At 56.9% G+C, this 16,087-nt stretch carries 15 protein-coding genes; 4 read left to right on the forward strand and 11 right to left on the reverse strand.

Translation table 11 applies throughout. From position 1 onward, the window contains the following. Positions 1-392: 392 nt before the first annotated feature. From BLV81_RS10995 to BLV81_RS11040, 10 genes are all read right to left on the reverse strand, one after another. A complete protein-coding gene (locus BLV81_RS10995) occupies positions 393-1,013 on the reverse strand; it encodes an ANTAR domain-containing response regulator (RefSeq protein ID WP_092355622.1) in 621 nt (206 codons plus the stop codon). Positions 1,014-1,163: 150 nt separating this feature from the next. Further along, positions 1,164-2,198, reverse strand: a complete 1,035-nt coding sequence (pyrC, locus tag BLV81_RS11000; protein WP_092355625.1) for a dihydroorotase — start codon at positions 2,196-2,198, stop codon at positions 1,164-1,166. Between the two features lie 185 nt (positions 2,199-2,383). Next, the gene (locus BLV81_RS11005; RefSeq protein ID WP_092355628.1) at positions 2,384-3,109 is read right to left on the reverse strand and encodes an amino acid ABC transporter ATP-binding protein; all 726 of its coding nucleotides are present in this window, start codon (positions 3,107-3,109) and stop codon (positions 2,384-2,386) included. A gap of 85 nt (positions 3,110-3,194) precedes the next feature. Further along, positions 3,195-3,890 carry an amino acid ABC transporter permease gene (locus tag BLV81_RS11010; protein WP_092355631.1) on the reverse strand — a complete coding sequence of 232 codons (696 nt, stop codon included), beginning with the start codon at positions 3,888-3,890 and terminating at the stop codon, positions 3,195-3,197. 2 nt (positions 3,891-3,892) lie between these two features. After that, a complete protein-coding gene (locus BLV81_RS11015; RefSeq protein ID WP_092355634.1) occupies positions 3,893-4,645 on the reverse strand; it encodes an amino acid ABC transporter permease in 753 nt (250 codons plus the stop codon). 136 nt (positions 4,646-4,781) lie between these two features. Continuing rightward, on the reverse strand, positions 4,782-5,729 hold the full coding sequence (locus tag BLV81_RS11020; RefSeq protein WP_092355637.1) for an amino acid ABC transporter substrate-binding protein: 948 nt from the start codon (positions 5,727-5,729) through the stop codon (positions 4,782-4,784). Between the two features lie 275 nt (positions 5,730-6,004). Beyond that, positions 6,005-6,937: an amino acid ABC transporter substrate-binding protein gene (locus tag BLV81_RS11025; protein ID WP_176992819.1), complete on the reverse strand. Its 933-nt coding sequence runs from the start codon at positions 6,935-6,937 to the stop codon at positions 6,005-6,007. Positions 6,938-7,151: 214 nt separating this feature from the next. Beyond that, positions 7,152-8,438 (reverse strand): Glu/Leu/Phe/Val family dehydrogenase, encoded by a 1,287-nt coding sequence (locus BLV81_RS11030; RefSeq protein ID WP_092355640.1) that lies wholly within the window; start codon positions 8,436-8,438, stop codon positions 7,152-7,154. Positions 8,439-8,679: 241 nt separating this feature from the next. After that, the gene (locus tag BLV81_RS11035) at positions 8,680-9,660 is read right to left on the reverse strand and encodes a LysR family transcriptional regulator (protein ID WP_092355753.1); all 981 of its coding nucleotides are present in this window, start codon (positions 9,658-9,660) and stop codon (positions 8,680-8,682) included. A gap of 83 nt (positions 9,661-9,743) precedes the next feature. Further along, positions 9,744-11,621, reverse strand: coding sequence for an ABCB family ABC transporter ATP-binding protein/permease (locus tag BLV81_RS11040; RefSeq protein WP_092355643.1), 1,878 nt, complete (start codon positions 11,619-11,621; stop codon positions 9,744-9,746). A gap of 101 nt (positions 11,622-11,722) precedes the next feature. Between BLV81_RS11040 and BLV81_RS11045 the strand changes: the two genes are divergently transcribed. Beyond that, the gene (locus BLV81_RS11045; RefSeq protein ID WP_092355646.1) at positions 11,723-12,130 is read left to right on the forward strand and encodes an acyl-CoA thioesterase; all 408 of its coding nucleotides are present in this window, start codon (positions 11,723-11,725) and stop codon (positions 12,128-12,130) included. Between the two features lie 17 nt (positions 12,131-12,147). Here the strand turns inward: BLV81_RS11045 and BLV81_RS11050 are convergent, their stop codons facing one another. Then, the gene (locus BLV81_RS11050; protein ID WP_092355649.1) at positions 12,148-12,981 is read right to left on the reverse strand and encodes an IclR family transcriptional regulator; all 834 of its coding nucleotides are present in this window, start codon (positions 12,979-12,981) and stop codon (positions 12,148-12,150) included. 197 nt (positions 12,982-13,178) lie between these two features. Here BLV81_RS11050 and BLV81_RS11055 point away from each other — a divergent pair, with 197 nt between their 5' ends. The 3 genes from BLV81_RS11055 to dgoD are packed head-to-tail and all read left to right on the forward strand — an operon-like array spanning position 13,179 to position 16,049. Next, positions 13,179-14,189 carry a 2-dehydro-3-deoxygalactonokinase gene (locus BLV81_RS11055; protein ID WP_092355652.1) on the forward strand — a complete coding sequence of 337 codons (1,011 nt, stop codon included), beginning with the start codon at positions 13,179-13,181 and terminating at the stop codon, positions 14,187-14,189. Between the two features lie 47 nt (positions 14,190-14,236). Continuing rightward, positions 14,237-14,884 (forward strand): 2-dehydro-3-deoxy-6-phosphogalactonate aldolase, encoded by a 648-nt coding sequence (locus tag BLV81_RS11060; protein WP_092355656.1) that lies wholly within the window; start codon positions 14,237-14,239, stop codon positions 14,882-14,884. A gap of 16 nt (positions 14,885-14,900) precedes the next feature. Next, the gene (gene dgoD / locus BLV81_RS11065) at positions 14,901-16,049 is read left to right on the forward strand and encodes a galactonate dehydratase (RefSeq protein ID WP_092355659.1); all 1,149 of its coding nucleotides are present in this window, start codon (positions 14,901-14,903) and stop codon (positions 16,047-16,049) included. The last annotated feature ends 38 nt before the right edge of the window (positions 16,050-16,087 follow it).

Here is a 16,087-nt window from a genome sequence, read left to right on the forward strand (position 1 = left end):
TTTGTAGTATTTGACGGCGCTTGCCGTCGACAAGCGTGTTCGGCATGTCACCCGGCAGTGCATTTTTTGATTCCATCGCATGGCTCCACAGTGTTTCGGCAACAAAAAAGGCGTCGTCCCGCGATGAACAAGTCATGCGGAAAGACACCTTTGTCTTATGTGGAAAAGACCGCCGTTAGCCGATTCCAACAGCGCCAGCGTTGGCGCCTGGAAGTAGACTATGCAAACCACGTGCCAGGAATTTTTGCCGGGGAACATGGCGATTCGGGCCGGTTTCCCGCTCAAAAAAGCGCACCTGCTTTGTGCATTGCACCAAACAAGCTCGCAGCTATGGGGCGCTTCTGCTCATTTCTGCTTGCCGGTTCGAGCGATGTTCATCACTGGAACAGTGATCAGCCCAGCAAATCCGCCGCATCGATGATGCGCTGCGCGACCTCGGACAATTTGAGGTTCTTGTCCATCGCCAGCCGGCGCAGCTTTTGATAAGCCTCTTGCTCGCTCAGCTTGTGATGCTCCATCAGCAAGCCTTTGGCCCGTTCCAGCACCTTGCGCTCGGCCAGCTTCAGCTTGGTGTCGGACAGCTCCGCCAGCAGCTTCTGCTCTTGCCGGAAGCGCGCCAATGCCACCTCCAGCACCGGCTTGATGCGCGCGGTTTGCAATCCCGCCACGATGTAGGCAGAGACGCCGGCCGCCATCGCCGCATCCATGCTGGAGGTTTTGGCATCTTCGGTAAACAGGACGATGGGACGGCGCGCATCGCGGGTCGCCACCACCACATGCTCCAGCACGTCGCGGGCGTCGGATTCGGCATCGACGATGATCATGTCTGGTTGCAGCTGAGCAATTCTTTCGGGGAGATAGAGGTCGGCAGGAAGCGAGGCGACGATGTTATAGCCGGCTTCCAGCAAACCGATGCGCAAAGCCTTGCCGCGCGCCGCCTGCGCCTCGAACGCAGGATCGTCGTCGCCTTCGATGGCGACCGGATTGACAACAACGATACGTAGACTTTGCATGCTTGAAACCCGCGTCCGGAGACGAATCTGTGAGCTACGGTTAGACCGGATTGGAAGACGATTTATCCATCCCCATCCAGCATGCAAGCAAAAATCGCACCATGACGATGCGAATGAGTGATAACAGTGCGTTTAAGTAATTTTTTCGCCCTACGCCATTTGCCAATCTATCGTCTCGCCGCCGTTCAACGGCACCAGTGTGGCATCTCCCAACGGCAGTTCAGCCGGCAGGGTCCACGCTTGGCGCTTCAAGGTGATGTAGCCCTGATTGCGCGGCAGATTGTAGAAAGCCGGACCGTTAAAGCTGGCGAATGCCTCCAGCTGATCCAGCGCGCCGGCCTGATCGAAGGCCTGTGCATACAACTCCATCGCATGCAGGGCGGTATAGCAGCCGGCGCAGCCGCAGGCATGTTCTTTCAAACCCTTTGGATGCGGCGCCGAATCGGTGCCGAGGAAGAACCGTGTGCTGCAGGAAGTCACTGCGCGCACCAGGGCCTGGCGATGCTCTTCGCGCTTCAAGACCGGCAGGCAGTAGTAATGCGGCCGGATCCCGCCCTTGAAGATCTCGTTGCGGTTATACAGCAGGTGATGTGCCGTTACGGTGGCCGCCACCGGCCCCTCGGCGCTCTCCACGTATTGTGCGGCTTCCTTGGTGGTAATGTGTTCGAACACCACTTTCAGTTCCGGCATGTCGCGTCGCAGCGGTTGCATCACACGATCGATGAAAACGGCTTCGCGATCGAAAATGTCGATCGCCGGATCGGTCACTTCACCGTGCACCAGCAACGGCATGCCGAGCTGCTGCATGGTTTCCAGCGTCTTGTAGCACTTGCTCAGGTCGGTCACGCCGGCGTCGGAATTGGTGGTGGCGCCGGCCGGATACAGTTTGACCGCGTGGATGAAACCGCTATCCTTGGCGCGGCGGATTTCGTCGGGCGGCGTATTGTTGGTCAGGTACAGCGTCATCAAGGGCTCGAACGCCAAGCCGGCCGGCAAGGCCGCCAGGATGCGATCGCGGTAGGCTGCAGCTTGCGCGGCAGTCGTCACCGGCGGCTTCAGGTTCGGCATCACGATGGCGCGGCCGAACTGGCGTGCGCTATGCGGCAAAACGCTGGTAAGCGCAACACCGTCGCGCAGATGCAAGTGCCAGTCGTCGGGACGGGTGATGGTCAGGGTATCGGTCATGTCGGGATTGAGTTTCAGGCTATGAAAATGAGGTTTGGCGGCTTCTGTGACGCCATTTTACCGCAGCGCCGCAGGGTGGGCACCTGTGCGCGCCCTACGGCGCTGGCGCGCGATTGGCACATGCAAATAAAAAAGCCGCCTGGATATCATCCGAAGCGGCTTCCTGCCCTGCAAAAATACGCCGGTCAGTGAATGATTTTCGCCAGGAAATCGCGAGCGCGGTCGGAACGCGGTGCGCCGAAGAACTCGTCCTTGGTGCAATCTTCCACCACCAGGCCCTTGTCCATGAATACCACGCGGTTGGCAACCTTCTTGGCGAAGCCCATTTCATGCGTCACCACCATCATGGTCATGCCTTCTTGCGCCAGGCCGACCATCACGTCCAGCACTTCATTGATCATTTCCGGATCGAGCGCCGAAGTCGGCTCATCGAACAGCATCGCAATCGGATCCATCGACAATGCACGGGCAATCGCCACACGTTGCTGCTGGCCGCCGGACAATTGGCCCGGGAACTTGTCTTTCTGCGCGATCAGGCCGACCCGATCCAGATACTTCAAGCCTTTTTCGTTCGCTTCATCCTGGCTGCGGCCGAGCACCTTGACTTGGCCGATGGTCAGGTTTTCACGGATCGACATGTGCGGAAACAGCTCAAAGTTCTGGAACACCATGCCGATGCGCGCGCGCAGTTTCGACAGGTTGGTCTTGGGATCGCCAACCGAAATGCCGTCGACGATGATTTCGCCCTTCTGGAACGGCTCCAGGCCGTTGACAGTCTTGATCAGCGTCGATTTGCCGGAACCCGACGGGCCGCACACCACCACCACGTCACCCTTGGCGACTTGGGTGGTGCAATCGGTCAGGACTTGAAAGTGACCGTACCATTTGCTGACGTTATTAAGTTTAATCATGAGTATTTCTCCTAATTCCTGAATTCTGTTTTACAGGCCAGGCCTTGCCCGGATATCGCGGATATCGCTGGCAACGCACCGTCCTTTATCGAATAATCGCAACCCTGTGTTGCAGCTTCTTGACCAGCGTCGACAAACCGAAGCTCATCACGAAATACACCACGGCGACAAACATATACATTTCCACCAGGCGGCCGTCACGTTGCGCGATCTTCGAGGCGACGGTAACGAAGTCTGGCACCGAACCCAACACATACACCAGCGAGACGTCCTGGAACAGCACGATGGTTTGCGTCAGCAGAATCGGAATCATGTTGCGGAACGCTTGCGGCAGCACTACATTGCCCATCATTTGCCAGTAGTTCATGCCCAGCGCGTAGCCGGCGGAAACCTGGCCGCGTGGAATCGACTGGATCCCGGAGCGCATGATTTCGCAATAATAAGCTGCTTCAAACAAAATGAAGGTGATCAATGCCGATGAGAACGCGCCGACCTGGACCGGCTGTTGCGCACCGATAATCCAGGCGCCGATATACGGCACCAGGAAATAGAACCAGAAAATCACCAGCACCAGCGGCACCGAGCGGATCAGGTTGACATAGCTGGTGGCGATCAGTGAAATCGTCTTGCTATGCGACAGACGCATCATCGCCAGGACGGTACCGAACAAAATGCCGCCTATCATTGCCACCACGGTCAGCGTCAGCGTGAACTTCATGCCGGTGGTGAACAGGTAGAACCAGGAACGCTGGATGACGTCAAAATCGAAATTCGAAAACATGATTAATGCCCCCCTGTATTCGCACTGCCGGCGGCAATAAATCCTGGAATCGCGATCGCTTTTTCAAGCCAGCGCGCCAGCAACAAGGCAATCCCCGAAATGATCACGTAGATCACGGTGGCGCCGGTGAGGGATTCGAAAGTCTGGAAGGTAAACTCACGCATCGAGTAAGTGGCGGCGGTCAGTTCCACCAGGCCGATCGTCAGTGCAACCGAGCTGTTCTTGATGATTGCTGCGAATTCGTTGGTCAGCGACGGCACGATGATCCGGAACGACATGGGCAACAATACGTAGCGATATGTTTGCGGCAACGTCAGACCGAGTGCAGTACCCGCCAGCTTTTGGCCACGGGGCAGTGCATTAATGCCAGCGGAGACTTGTACGGCAATCCGCGACGACGTAAAAAAACCCAGCGCCAGGAAGGCGGTGATAAATGATGCGTTCGGCAGGCTCTTGAGCCAGCCGCCGATGCTCGCAGGGACGATTTCCGGCATCACGAAATACCAGAGAAACATTTGTACGATCAGCGGGATATTACGAAATAATTCAACGTAGCCATTGGCCACGCGTACTGCCCATTTGTTCGGCATGGTGCGAATCGTGCCGATCACGGTGCCAATGATCAGCGCCATGATCCAGGCCCCTGCGGACAGCGCAAGCGTCCACTTCAGGCCGGTCAGCAAGGTGTCCATGTAAGTACTGACACCATCGGGTGACTCTTGCCAGAAGATGCCCCAGTTCCAGTTGTAATGCATATTAAGTCCCCTCTATTACTCTTTGTCTCATTGCCGCTGCCTGCACCCGGCGCACGCCTTGTGCGCCGCAGCAATTAAATTCTAGAAACAAAACGGGAGGCTTGCGCCCCCCATCCCGTTCTTTATATTGCCAATCTTATTTTTTCTTCGAAGATTGTTTTTGCGCTTCAGGCACGGCAGCGTAGGCAGCCGGATCGCCCGAGTCAGTCGGATGGGCGAATGCGGCCTTCAATTGCGGGCTCATCGGCACGTTCAGGTTGATACCCTTAGGCGGAATTGGTTTCAAGAACCATTTTGCATAGATATCGTTGATCTGACCGGATTTGTACACATTGGCCAGTGCAGTGTCGACTGCGTTTTTGAATGGCAGGTCGCCCTGGCGTTCAATGATGCCGTACGGCTCAACCGACAAAGCTTCGGCTGTGATCGCATAGTCGGCAGGCGCTCTGGAGCTAGCCGCCAGCGACGCCAGCAGGATGTCATCCATTGCAAATGCGACTGCACGGCCGGTTTCGACCATCAGGAAAGCTTCAGCGTGGTCTTTGGCAGCCAGGATGTTCATGCCCAGGTTGCGTTCGGCATTGAGAACGGTGATCTGCTTCAGGTTGGAGGTACCGGAGGTCGACACGATGGTCTTGCCCTTCAGGTCGTCCAGCGACTTGATGTTGGCCGATTTTTTAGCCAGCAGGCGATTCGCTGTCACGTACATGGTCGGCGCAAAGGAAACAACCTTTTGACGCTCAGCATTGTTGGTGGCGGAATCGCAAGACAGGTCGATAGTGCCGTTAGCGATCAGCGGGATACGGGTAGCCGAAGTCACCGGAACCATCTTGACGTTCAATGCTGTCATGCCGAGTTGCTTCTGAATGGCAGTCGCAGCTTTCAGGCACAAATCGATCGAGTAGCCTTGATATGATTGCTTGTCATCCAGGTAGGAAAATGGGATGGAAGAATCGCGCACACCCAGGGTAATGGTGCCGGTGTCTTTGATTTTTTTGAGGGTTCCGGTCAATTCTTGCGCTTGTACGGAGCCAACCATCATTCCCAAGCCAAGCAATGCGACAACTAATTTCGATGACATCATAACAACTCCCGTAAAAAAATTATCTGTATAGTTTAACAAACTCGCCGCCTGAGCAGCAGACTTAAACTCATGCTTATTTATTATTATCACCTCTCCTACTAAAATCCTTGTCTCCAAGTCTCCAACTTTGCATAAATCGACATTTACAGCCAAATTCTTTTGCGAAATTTCTCAGATATTTCAAAATTTCTGCGTCACTTACTCAGTTGAGGATAGAGTCGCCCGGAAAAGGGTAATTCGTCGCGCTACGGCGACTCCTAAACCCTGTCCCGCAATTAATTGCCAACCTGATCCGACGGGAAGCGCAATGATTCTCTGAAAAGATAGCCCATCGGCATGTTCAACGTAAGGTTATTTTTTGCCGAAATCGGACTCAGGAACCATTTGGTGTACAGCTTGTAGATTTCACCATCGTGGATAATGCGCCCCATTTCACGGTCCACCACCGTCTTATATGCAGCATCGTCCTTAGGCAGCATGATGGCGTAAGGTTCCGTTGTCAAAGGATCTCCAACCACGGCATACGCTGCAGGATCCTTGGCGGTAGCCTTCAATCCGTAGAGCAGCACATCGTCCATGACGAATGCATCGGCCGTCTTGTCCACCACCATCTTGAACGATTCGTTATGATCACGCCCTTCTACGATGGTCATATTCAGCGAACGGATCTGGCCACGGTCTGCCAGCGATTTGACGCTGGTGGTGCCTTTGGTCGTCGCCACTTTTTTATCGCGCAGATCCGGCCAGTTTTTTATCTTGTCTTCCACCCGGACCAACATGCGCGACGACGCCATGAAATGCGCAATAGTAAAGTTGACCTGCTTGCGCCGTTCTGCGTTGTTGGTGGTTGAACCACATTCCAGGTCGATTTTTCCGCTGGTAACCATTTCGATGCGATTCGAAGAAGTCACTGGAACGTAGGCGATATTCAATTGCTGCAGTTTCAGATTCTGCTTCACTGCATCCGCAATTTTGAGACACAGATCGATTGCATAGCCGACCGGTTTTTTATCCTGATCCAAAAAAGAGAATGGAAATGAAGCTTCCCGATAGCCTATCGTGATGGTCTTGCTATCACGTATTTTTGCCAGTACATCTTCTGCATGGACAGTTGTCGCGCCGACGCTCAGCACCAATGCCAACGCCAGGCCGAAACCTGAATTGCGCCGCGCGGCACGCCAGCTACCCTTAAATTCCCTAGATACCACGTTATTCTCCCGAGTGTTGCGCTGTCGATATGATTTTTACAATGAATATGCTTAATGCAATATTCAAGCCAGCTGTTTGATTACCTGCGGTGACTGCTTTCGCGCCACTCTTTTGCAAACAAGTCCTCGAACAAGTCCGAGGCCAGACGACTTGCGCTCAAGCGGCAAGCCGGTTGAGCGCGAGCAAAACATTTCGACTATAACGCAACATCAATCAAGGATACAAACCGCGCATCTCACGCGCTTGCAAGACTCGGGTGCAAGCAACGATAAACGCCGCGGTACGCAGCGATACTTTCTTCTCTTCAGCCAGTTGCCAGACCGCGGTAAACGCCTCGCGCATGATGCGGGTAAGACGCAGGTTGATTTCATCTTCAGTCCAGAAAAAGCTGGAGAAATCCTGCACCCACTCGAAATAGCTGACTGTCACACCGCCAGCATTGGCGATCACGTCCGGCACTACCAGCACGCCCTTCTCATGCAGGATGTCATCTGCGGCCGGGCTGGTCGGGCCATTCGCACCTTCCAGAATGATCTTGGCGCGGATGGTCGGCGCATTCTCCACGGTGATTTGCTGCTCCAGCGCCGCTGGCACCAAAATATCGCAATCCACCGCCCAAAACTGCGCACGGTCGCTGACTTCTTCGCCGCCGCGGAAACCGGCGACGCTGCCGGTTTCATTGACGTGGGCTTGCAACGCCGCCACGTCCAGGCCGCTGGAACGCATCACAGTGGAGATATGATCTTGTACCGCCACCACTTTGGCGCCGGCTTCCGCGAACAAGCGTGCCGCAATGCCGCCGACATTACCGAAGCCCTGCACGGCAACCTTGGCGCCATGGATGTTCAAGCCGCGTTTGACAGCGGCTTCGCAACCCACCACGAACACGCCGCGGCCGGTAGCTTCGCGCCGTCCGAGGCTGCCGCCCAATGAAATCGGCTTGCCGGTGACGACGCCCGATGCGGTGCTGCCCTGATTCATGGAATAGGTATCCATCATCCAGGCCATGATTTGTTCGTTGGTGTTGACGTCCGGCGCCGGGATGTCTTTGTTCGGGCCGATGATGATGCCGATCTCGCTGGTGTAGCGACGCGTCATGCGCTGCAATTCACCTTGCGACAGAGTCTTGGGATCAACCCGGATACCGCCCTTGGCGCCGCCGTACGGCACGTTGACCGCAGCGTTCTTGACCGTCATCCAGGCCGACAAGGCCATCACTTCAGACAGCGTCACGTCCTGGTGGAAACGGACGCCGCCCTTGCCTGGGCCGCGCGAGGTGTTGTGCTGGACGCGATAGCCTTCGAAGTGGGCAATGGTGCCGTCGTCGCGTTCGATAGGGACGTCGACGATCAGCATCCGCTTCGGACGTTTCATGGTTTCAACCCAACGGGCCAAATTGCCAAGGTAGGGGGTTACGCGATCGATTTGTTCGAGATAGTCGCCCCATGGGCCAATGCCATGTTGCGTGAGATAGGATGGAACTTCGTGCTTGATAGTCATATTTTTGCGCGCTCCTGGAAGTTGCAGACCGGCCCCCCATGAAAGACTGCAACGGGGCAAAATCGATCTAGTGGCGAATCGTAGGACAACGGCATAGGGCAAAGCCAATGCTTTGTGCGCATGTAACTATGCATTTTTTGCATTGATACTAAAAGTGCAATTTTATTGCAGCAGATGCGGCTTCCCCGCCAGCATCGGAAAATGCCGGGTAACTGGCCGGCTCAGCTGGCCGAATCAGAATTTAAGCGTGGGCTTGCGGAGTTTTACGTTTTGCGTTTTTTGCGGCCTCTTTAGCCACTTCTTCCTGCTGTTCCAACAGGTAGGCCCACAAGCGCGCCACCACCGGTTTGCCCGGCCGTTGCACGGTAGGACGCTCGCGATACAAGCGAATTTCCATGGTGGCTTCCCACTCGGGCGCGCCTTGGTCGACGCTGGCCAGCTGCTTCAGCTTGACTTCGCGGGTCACGGCGGATTCCGGCAAAAATGCCACGCCATGTCCTTCCAGCGCCATCATCTTCAGGCCTTCCGCCATATCCGTTTCATAACGCTTTTCAAGGTAGAGCGGCTTCTTGGCGTCGGCCAGGATCAATTCCACCATGCGTCCGAGATAGGCGTTGCTGGTATAGGACAAGAACGGCAAAGGCGCGCTGGCGCTGCCAGGGAAAACATAATCGGGCACGCCGGCCTTGTTGCAATGGGCATAGGCGCGCAATACTTCGCTGCCTAGCGTGATCAGATCATAGCGGCCGGTATCGAGCTGTACCGGCTGGCGCGGATGGTGATAGCACAGCAGCAGATCGCAGCCGCCGTCCACCATGGCCATCACCGCATCGTGCACGTTCAAGGCCAGCAAGCGCGTGTTGAGCGGCCCGAAACCGTTCTCCAGAACGCGAATCCAGCGCGGCACATAGGTCAGCGATAAAGTATGCGGCACGGCGAAATCGACGGTGCTCAAGGCGGTCGGGCGCTTGCCGCGCATCAGCGCGCGGGCGTTGTTGATCTGGCCCAGCATCTCCAGCGCCTGCTCGTAAAAGACTTCGCCGGCGGCAGTCAGGCGCGTCGGGTAGGAAGTGCGATCGATCAGATCAGCTCCCAGCCAAGCCTCCAGCGACTGGATGCGGCGCGAAAAAGCCGGCTGCGTGACGTGGCGCAATTCTGCAGAGCGGCTGAAACTATGCGTTTCCGCCAGCGAAATAAAATCTTCTAACCATTTGCTTTCCATGCCGCTATCGTAACGCGAGTCGGTAATCGCGGCATAGGGAATTGCTGCACATCCGGCCAACAATCTGCATCGGCGTTGTACCGTTACACCATCCGCACTACGTTTTCAGGGTAACCGTCAGCGACGCCAGGCGACGGGCTCGCCGCCTCTTCAGGGTGCGCTTGCTGGCGCAGCCACATCTGCGCATAAGCGCCGTCCGCCGCCAGCAACTGGGCGTGCGTGCCGCGTTCGATGATGCGGCCGTGATCGAGCACCAGGATTTGTGCGGCGTCGGCAATGGTCGACAAACGATGCGCAATCACCAGCGTGGTGCGATCCTTGGCGATTTCCTTCAACTGCGCCTGGATCGCCTGTTCGGATTTCGAATCGAGCGCCGAAGTGGCTTCATCGAAAATCAGCACGGCAGGATTTTTCAGCAAAGTGCGGGCGATCGCCACCCGCTGTTTTTCCCCGCCCGACAACTTCAAGCCGCGCTCACCCACCATCGAGTTATAGCCATCCGGCAGAGATTCGATGAAATCATGGATATGCGCAGCCTTGGCGACCGCAATGATTTCCGCCTTGGTGGCGCCCGGCTTGCCGTAGGCGATGTTGTACTCGATGCTGTCGTTGAACAGCACCGTATCCTGCGGCACGATGCCGATCGCCTGGCGCAGCGAAGCTTGGGTGATGTCGCGCAAATCCTGGCCGTCGATCGTGATGCGGCCGCTGTTGATATCGTAAAAACGGAACAGCAGGCGTGACAGGGTCGACTTGCCGGAACCGCTGTGGCCGACCACCGCGGTGGTGGTGCCGGCAGCTATCGTGAAATCGACGTCAAACAAGATCTGGCGCTTGCTTTCGTAGCTGAAATCGACATGCGCAAAACGCACCTGGGCGCCGCCGGTCAATAGCGGCCGCGCCTCCGCGGCGTCAGCGATCTCGCGATTTTCATCCAGCAGATGGAACAGCCGCTCCATGTCGGCCAGGCTCTGTTTGATTTCACGATAGATAACGCCGAGGAAATTCAACGGTATGTACAGCTGGATCATGAAGGAGTTGACCAGCACCAGGTCGCCCAGGGTCATCTTGCCGTCAATCACGCCCTGCGTGGCGCGCCACAGAATCAGCGTGACCGCGATGGCGATGATCAGCGATTGCCCGGTATTGAGCAAAGATAGCGAGCTCTGCGATTTTACCGCGGCGGTTTCGTAACGCATCAAGCCATCGTCGTAACGCCGCGCCTCGTATTCCTCGTTGCCGAAGTACTTGACGGTTTCGTAGTTGATCAGGGAATCGATGGCTTTGGTATTGGCGCTGGAATCAAGCGCATTCATGGTGCGCCGGAAATGGGTGCGCCACTCGGTGACGGTGACCGTAAACCCGATGTAGCTGACCAGCGCCACCATGGTAATCCCAGCAAACCAGATATCGTAATGCAGTACCAGATAGCCGAGCACCAACGAGATTTCGATCAAGGTCGGCAGGATGCTGAACAGGGCGTACGACACCAGCGACGAGATGCCACGCGTGCCGCGTTCGATATCGCGCGTCATGCCGCCGGTCTGGCGATTCAGGTGAAAACGCAGCGACAGCGAATGCAAATGACGGAACACCTGCAAAGCGATGGTGCGCACCGCTCGTTGGGTGACGCGGGCGAATACGAATTCGCGCAATTCGGTAAACAAGGTGGTGCTCAGGCGCAGCGCACCGTAGGCGACCAGTATTCCCAGCGGCAGCACCAGCATCGCCTGCGGATGGCTGACCGTGATGGTCATGCTGTCCACCAGCTTCTTCAGCACCAGCGGCACGCCGACATTGGCCAGCTTGGCGCCCAGCATGAACAGCAGCGCCAGCGAGACCCGCCATTTATAGGTCCAGAGATAAGGCAGCAAGGTCTTGAGCGTGGCCCAGTCGCTGCGCTTGGGCTGGGCGCCTGCAACGGGCGCGGCGTCCGGCGGGGTGGAAGAATGGTGGCGCATGAGATGACAATCTTAAAGAATAGTTTAAGCTACGAGCTAAACGGAGTGTTCCGGATAAATTCACGTATAGCGCTAATTGTAGCTCTCAGGGAAAATAACAGATGACTGATCAAAACAACAACCAATTACCTCCCGACACTATGCCGCAACTGCGCGTGATGCCGATGCCTTCCGACGCCAATGTACACGGCGACGTTTTCGGCGGCTGGATCATGGCACAAGTTGACATTGCCGGTTCGTTGCCGGCCACGCGCCGCGCCAATGGCCGGGTGGCGACGATTGCAGTGAATTCCTTCCTGTTCAAGCACCCGGTATTTGTCGGCGACCTGCTGTCGTTTTATGCCGAGATCGTCAAGGTCGGCAATACCTCGATCACCGTCAACGTCGAGGTGTATGCCGAGCGCAACCGGCTGCAGACGGAAATTGTGAAAGTCACTGAAGCGACGCTGACTTATGTCGCTACCGATGAGCAGCGCAAGCCGCGTCAATTGCCGCCGCTCTCGACCTGATCCGCCGCCATATTTTCTTATTTGTTTGCGCCAAGTTCGCTGGAAATACCGGCGGCTGCGGCTTGCACCACGGCGATCAGCGACTGCATCCGTTTCAGCGGCATATAGGGCAAGGTGCTGGAGACGCTGATGGCAGCCACAATCACGTGGCTGGCGTCATAAATCGGCGCCGCCACGCAGCGTATCGACGGCTCGTTGTCTTCCAGATCGAAGGCGTAACCGCCTTTGACATATTCGCGCATCTGATCGCGAAACTCGGTCCAGCTACGCTTTGGCAATAAGCCGGAAGCATAGTTGCCGGTTGCGGCACTGCGCTTCTGGTACAGGGTTTTCCATTCCTCTTCACGCATGCCCAGCATTAACGCCTTGCCGACGCCGGTGGTAGCGATAGGCATCCTGTGCCCCACACGCGAACGCATTTCCAAACCCTTCTTGCCAGGGATCTTGTCCAGATAAAGTACGTCGTCGGCATCCTGCAAGGCCAGGTGGATGGTGTCGCCGGATTGCTCAGCCAGCTGCTCCAGATACGGCCGCGCCACCACGCTCAGCGACACTTCGTCGCGTGCCTGGAAACCCAATTCGATCAGTTTCGGCCCCAGCACATAACCGGCATTCGGCGTGAAACGCAAATACCGTTCTTGCACCAGACAGTTCGCCAGCCGGTGCGTGGTGCTGCGGGTGGTGCCCAGCATTTGCGATATCTGCTTTAAATCGCGCGCACCGTCGGCCACTGCCTGCACTACCGCCAGTCCGCGCGTAAGAGTTTGGGTGCCTGTCGGCGCCACGGCAATCGGATCGCCCGAATTGTCCTGGCTGCCTTGCGACTCCGCCGATCCCTGCAATTTGCGCATTATTAAAACCTGTAAAAATATTCATAATCCCATATATTGGGACATAATATCATATATTGACAAGCAATTGTCATCGGAATAAAGTACGCCACGCACTGCGGCTGTCAGATCCTGCCGCGCAATTTTTGAAATTAATCCAAGCCATGCAGCCTGCGCAGCATCAAACGCAGTTAATAACGCAATTAATGAGATAAGCAATGACGCAACTGATCGCCCTCGATTGGGGGACTTCGTCGTTACGCGCCTACCGGCTCGGCGCATATGGCGCGACGCTGGAATTACGCGCCCTGCCCTGCGGCGTGATGCAATTGCCCGCAACTGATGGCGATGACAAAACCGGCTTCGAAAGCGCTTTCGAGCAAGCGTGCGGCGATTGGCTGAGGGCAGCGCCGGATACGCCAGTCATTGCTGCAGGCATGGTGGGCAGTCGCCAGGGATGGCATGAAGTTCCGTATCTGGAGGTACCGATTGCGGTCGACCGTATCGGCGCCAGCTTAAGCACATTGCGTAGCCGCAATGGCCAGCTGATCCATATCGTGCCGGGCCTGATCCAGCATTCAATGCTGCCGAACGTCATGCGCGGCGAAGAAACCCAGGCGATAGGCGTGCTCAATACCCTCGACGCCGCATCAGATGCGCCAGGCCAGGATGTCTTGATCGGCTTGCCCGGCACCCATTCCAAATGGGTGCAGATACATCGCTCGAAAACGCAAAACCAGGTGGCGCATTTCGATACGTTCATGACCGGCGAAGTCTATGCCGCCCTATGCGGACATACCATTCTCGGTCGCAGCATGCAGGCCAGCGACGGTCGAGGCGAAAGTGAAAATGACGCCGATGCAGCACAGCGCGCGTTTGAGCGCGGCGCCTTGGTGGCGCAAACCGCCGCCGGCCAGGCTGGCGTATTGTCGACCATATTCAGCGCGCGCACACTGGGCCTGACCGGCGTGCTGGACGGCACCGGCCAGCGCGAATACCTGTCCGGATTGCTGATCGGCCATGAGATCGCCGCGTTGCAAAGCATGCTGCGCGCTCAGGGATGGCAGCCGTCTCAGGTAATGCTGGTCGGCGAAGCCGGCTTGTGCGAACGCTATGCACAGGTGTTGCGCGCTTACGATTTTGGAAAAGTCGAAGTGCTTGCCCAGGCTACGCAACGCGGCCTGTGGCAACTGGCGCTGACGGCGGGCTTGCTGAAACAAGCTTGCTGAGATAGGTTCGACGGGACTGGAAACAGCTGGAATATCGGGAAATCATCATGTTAAAAAATGCAATGAAACAATGCGGATTGATCGCGATTCTGCGCGGCGTCCAGCCGCACGAAGTGGCGGCGATCGGTTTCAAACTGTACGAAGCCGGCTTTCGTATCATTGAGGTGCCGCTCAATTCGCCGCAACCTTTCGACAGCATCCGCACCTTGCGCAACGGCTTGCCGGCAGACTGCGTGATTGGCGCCGGCACCGTGTTGACGACGGATCAGGTGGCAGCAGTCAAACGGGCCGGCGGCGAGATCATCGTGATGCCGCACAGCGACCCGCTGGTGATCGCCGCCGCCAAACAGGCCGGCCTGGCTTGCGCGCCTGGAGTTGCCACGGTAACGGAAGCATTTGCCGCGCTGGCTGCCGGCGCCGACGTATTGAAAATGTTCCCGGCCGAGCAATTGGGGCCGAACGTGGTCAAGGCATGGCGCGCGGTGATTCCGCGCGAAGTGGCGTTGCTGCCGGTAGGCGGCATCACGCCGCAAAACCTGGCAACATTCATCAGCGCGGGCGCATCCGGATTCGGCCTGGGATCGGCGCTGTACAAGCCGGGCCTGAGCGCTGAACAAGTCGGCCAGAATGCCAACCACTTTGTCGCTGCATGGTGTGCGACACAAAAGTCATCGGAAACATCGAAAACAAATTGACCAGGAGACCAGATTAATGAAGATCACCAAACTGACCACTTACATCGTACCGCCGCGTTGGTGTTTCCTGAAAATAGAAACCGACGAAGGCGTGGTCGGCTGGGGTGAACCGGTAGTCGAAGGCCGCGTGCATAGCGTGGTTGCCGCCGTCGAAGAATTGTCCGACTACCTGATCGGCAAGGATCCGCGCCATATAGAAGACCACTGGACAGTGCTGTATCGCGGCGGTTTTTATCGCGGCGGCGCCATCCACATGAGTGCGCTGGCCGGGATCGACCAGGCGCTGTGGGATATCAAGGGCAAGGCGCTCGGAGTCTCGGTCAGCCAGTTGCTGGGCGGCCCGGTGCGCGACAGCATCCGCGTATACTCCTGGATCGGCGGCGACCGCCCGGCCGATACCGCGGCCGCGGCCAAGGATGCCGTAGCGCGCGGCTTCACCGCAGTGAAGATGAACGGCACCGAAGAACTGCAGTTCGTGGATTCCTATGAGAAAGTGGAAGCGACGCTGGCCAACGTCGCCGCGGTGCGCGCGGCAGTAGGCCCGCATATCGGCATCGGCGTCGATTTTCACGGCCGGGTACATAAGCCGATGGCAAAGATCCTGATCAAGGAACTGGAACCGTACAAACTGATGTTCATCGAAGAACCGGTACTCAGTGAAAACTACGAAGCCTTGAAAGAGCTGGCGCCGCTGACCAGCACCCCGATCGCATTGGGCGAGCGCCTGTATTCCCGCTGGGACTTCAAGCGCATCCTGAGCGAAGGGTATGTCGACATCATCCAGCCCGATGTTTCTCACGCCGGCGGCATCACCGAAACCCGCAAGATCGCCACCATGGCCGAAGCCTACGATGTGGCGGTGGCGTTGCACTGCCCGCTCGGCCCGATTGCCCTGGCCGCCTGTCTGCAGGTTGACGCGGTGTCGTACAACGCATTCATCCAGGAACAAAGCCTGGGCATCCATTACAACGAGAGCAACGATTTGCTCGATTACGTGAAAAACCCTGAGGTATTTGCCTACGACAAGGGCTACGTCACCATTCCGCAAGGACCGGGACTGGGCATAGAAATCAACGAGGAGTATGTCAAGGAACGGGCGGCCATCGGCCATCGCTGGCGCAATCCGATCTGGCGCCACAAGGACGGCAGCTTCGCCGAGTGGTAGAGCATGGACTAAAAGCGCGCCGGACGTAGCCGCTTGGC

It is taken from the genome of Collimonas sp. OK242 (assembly GCF_900107095.1).
Classification (GTDB): domain Bacteria; phylum Pseudomonadota; class Gammaproteobacteria; order Burkholderiales; family Burkholderiaceae_D; genus Collimonas.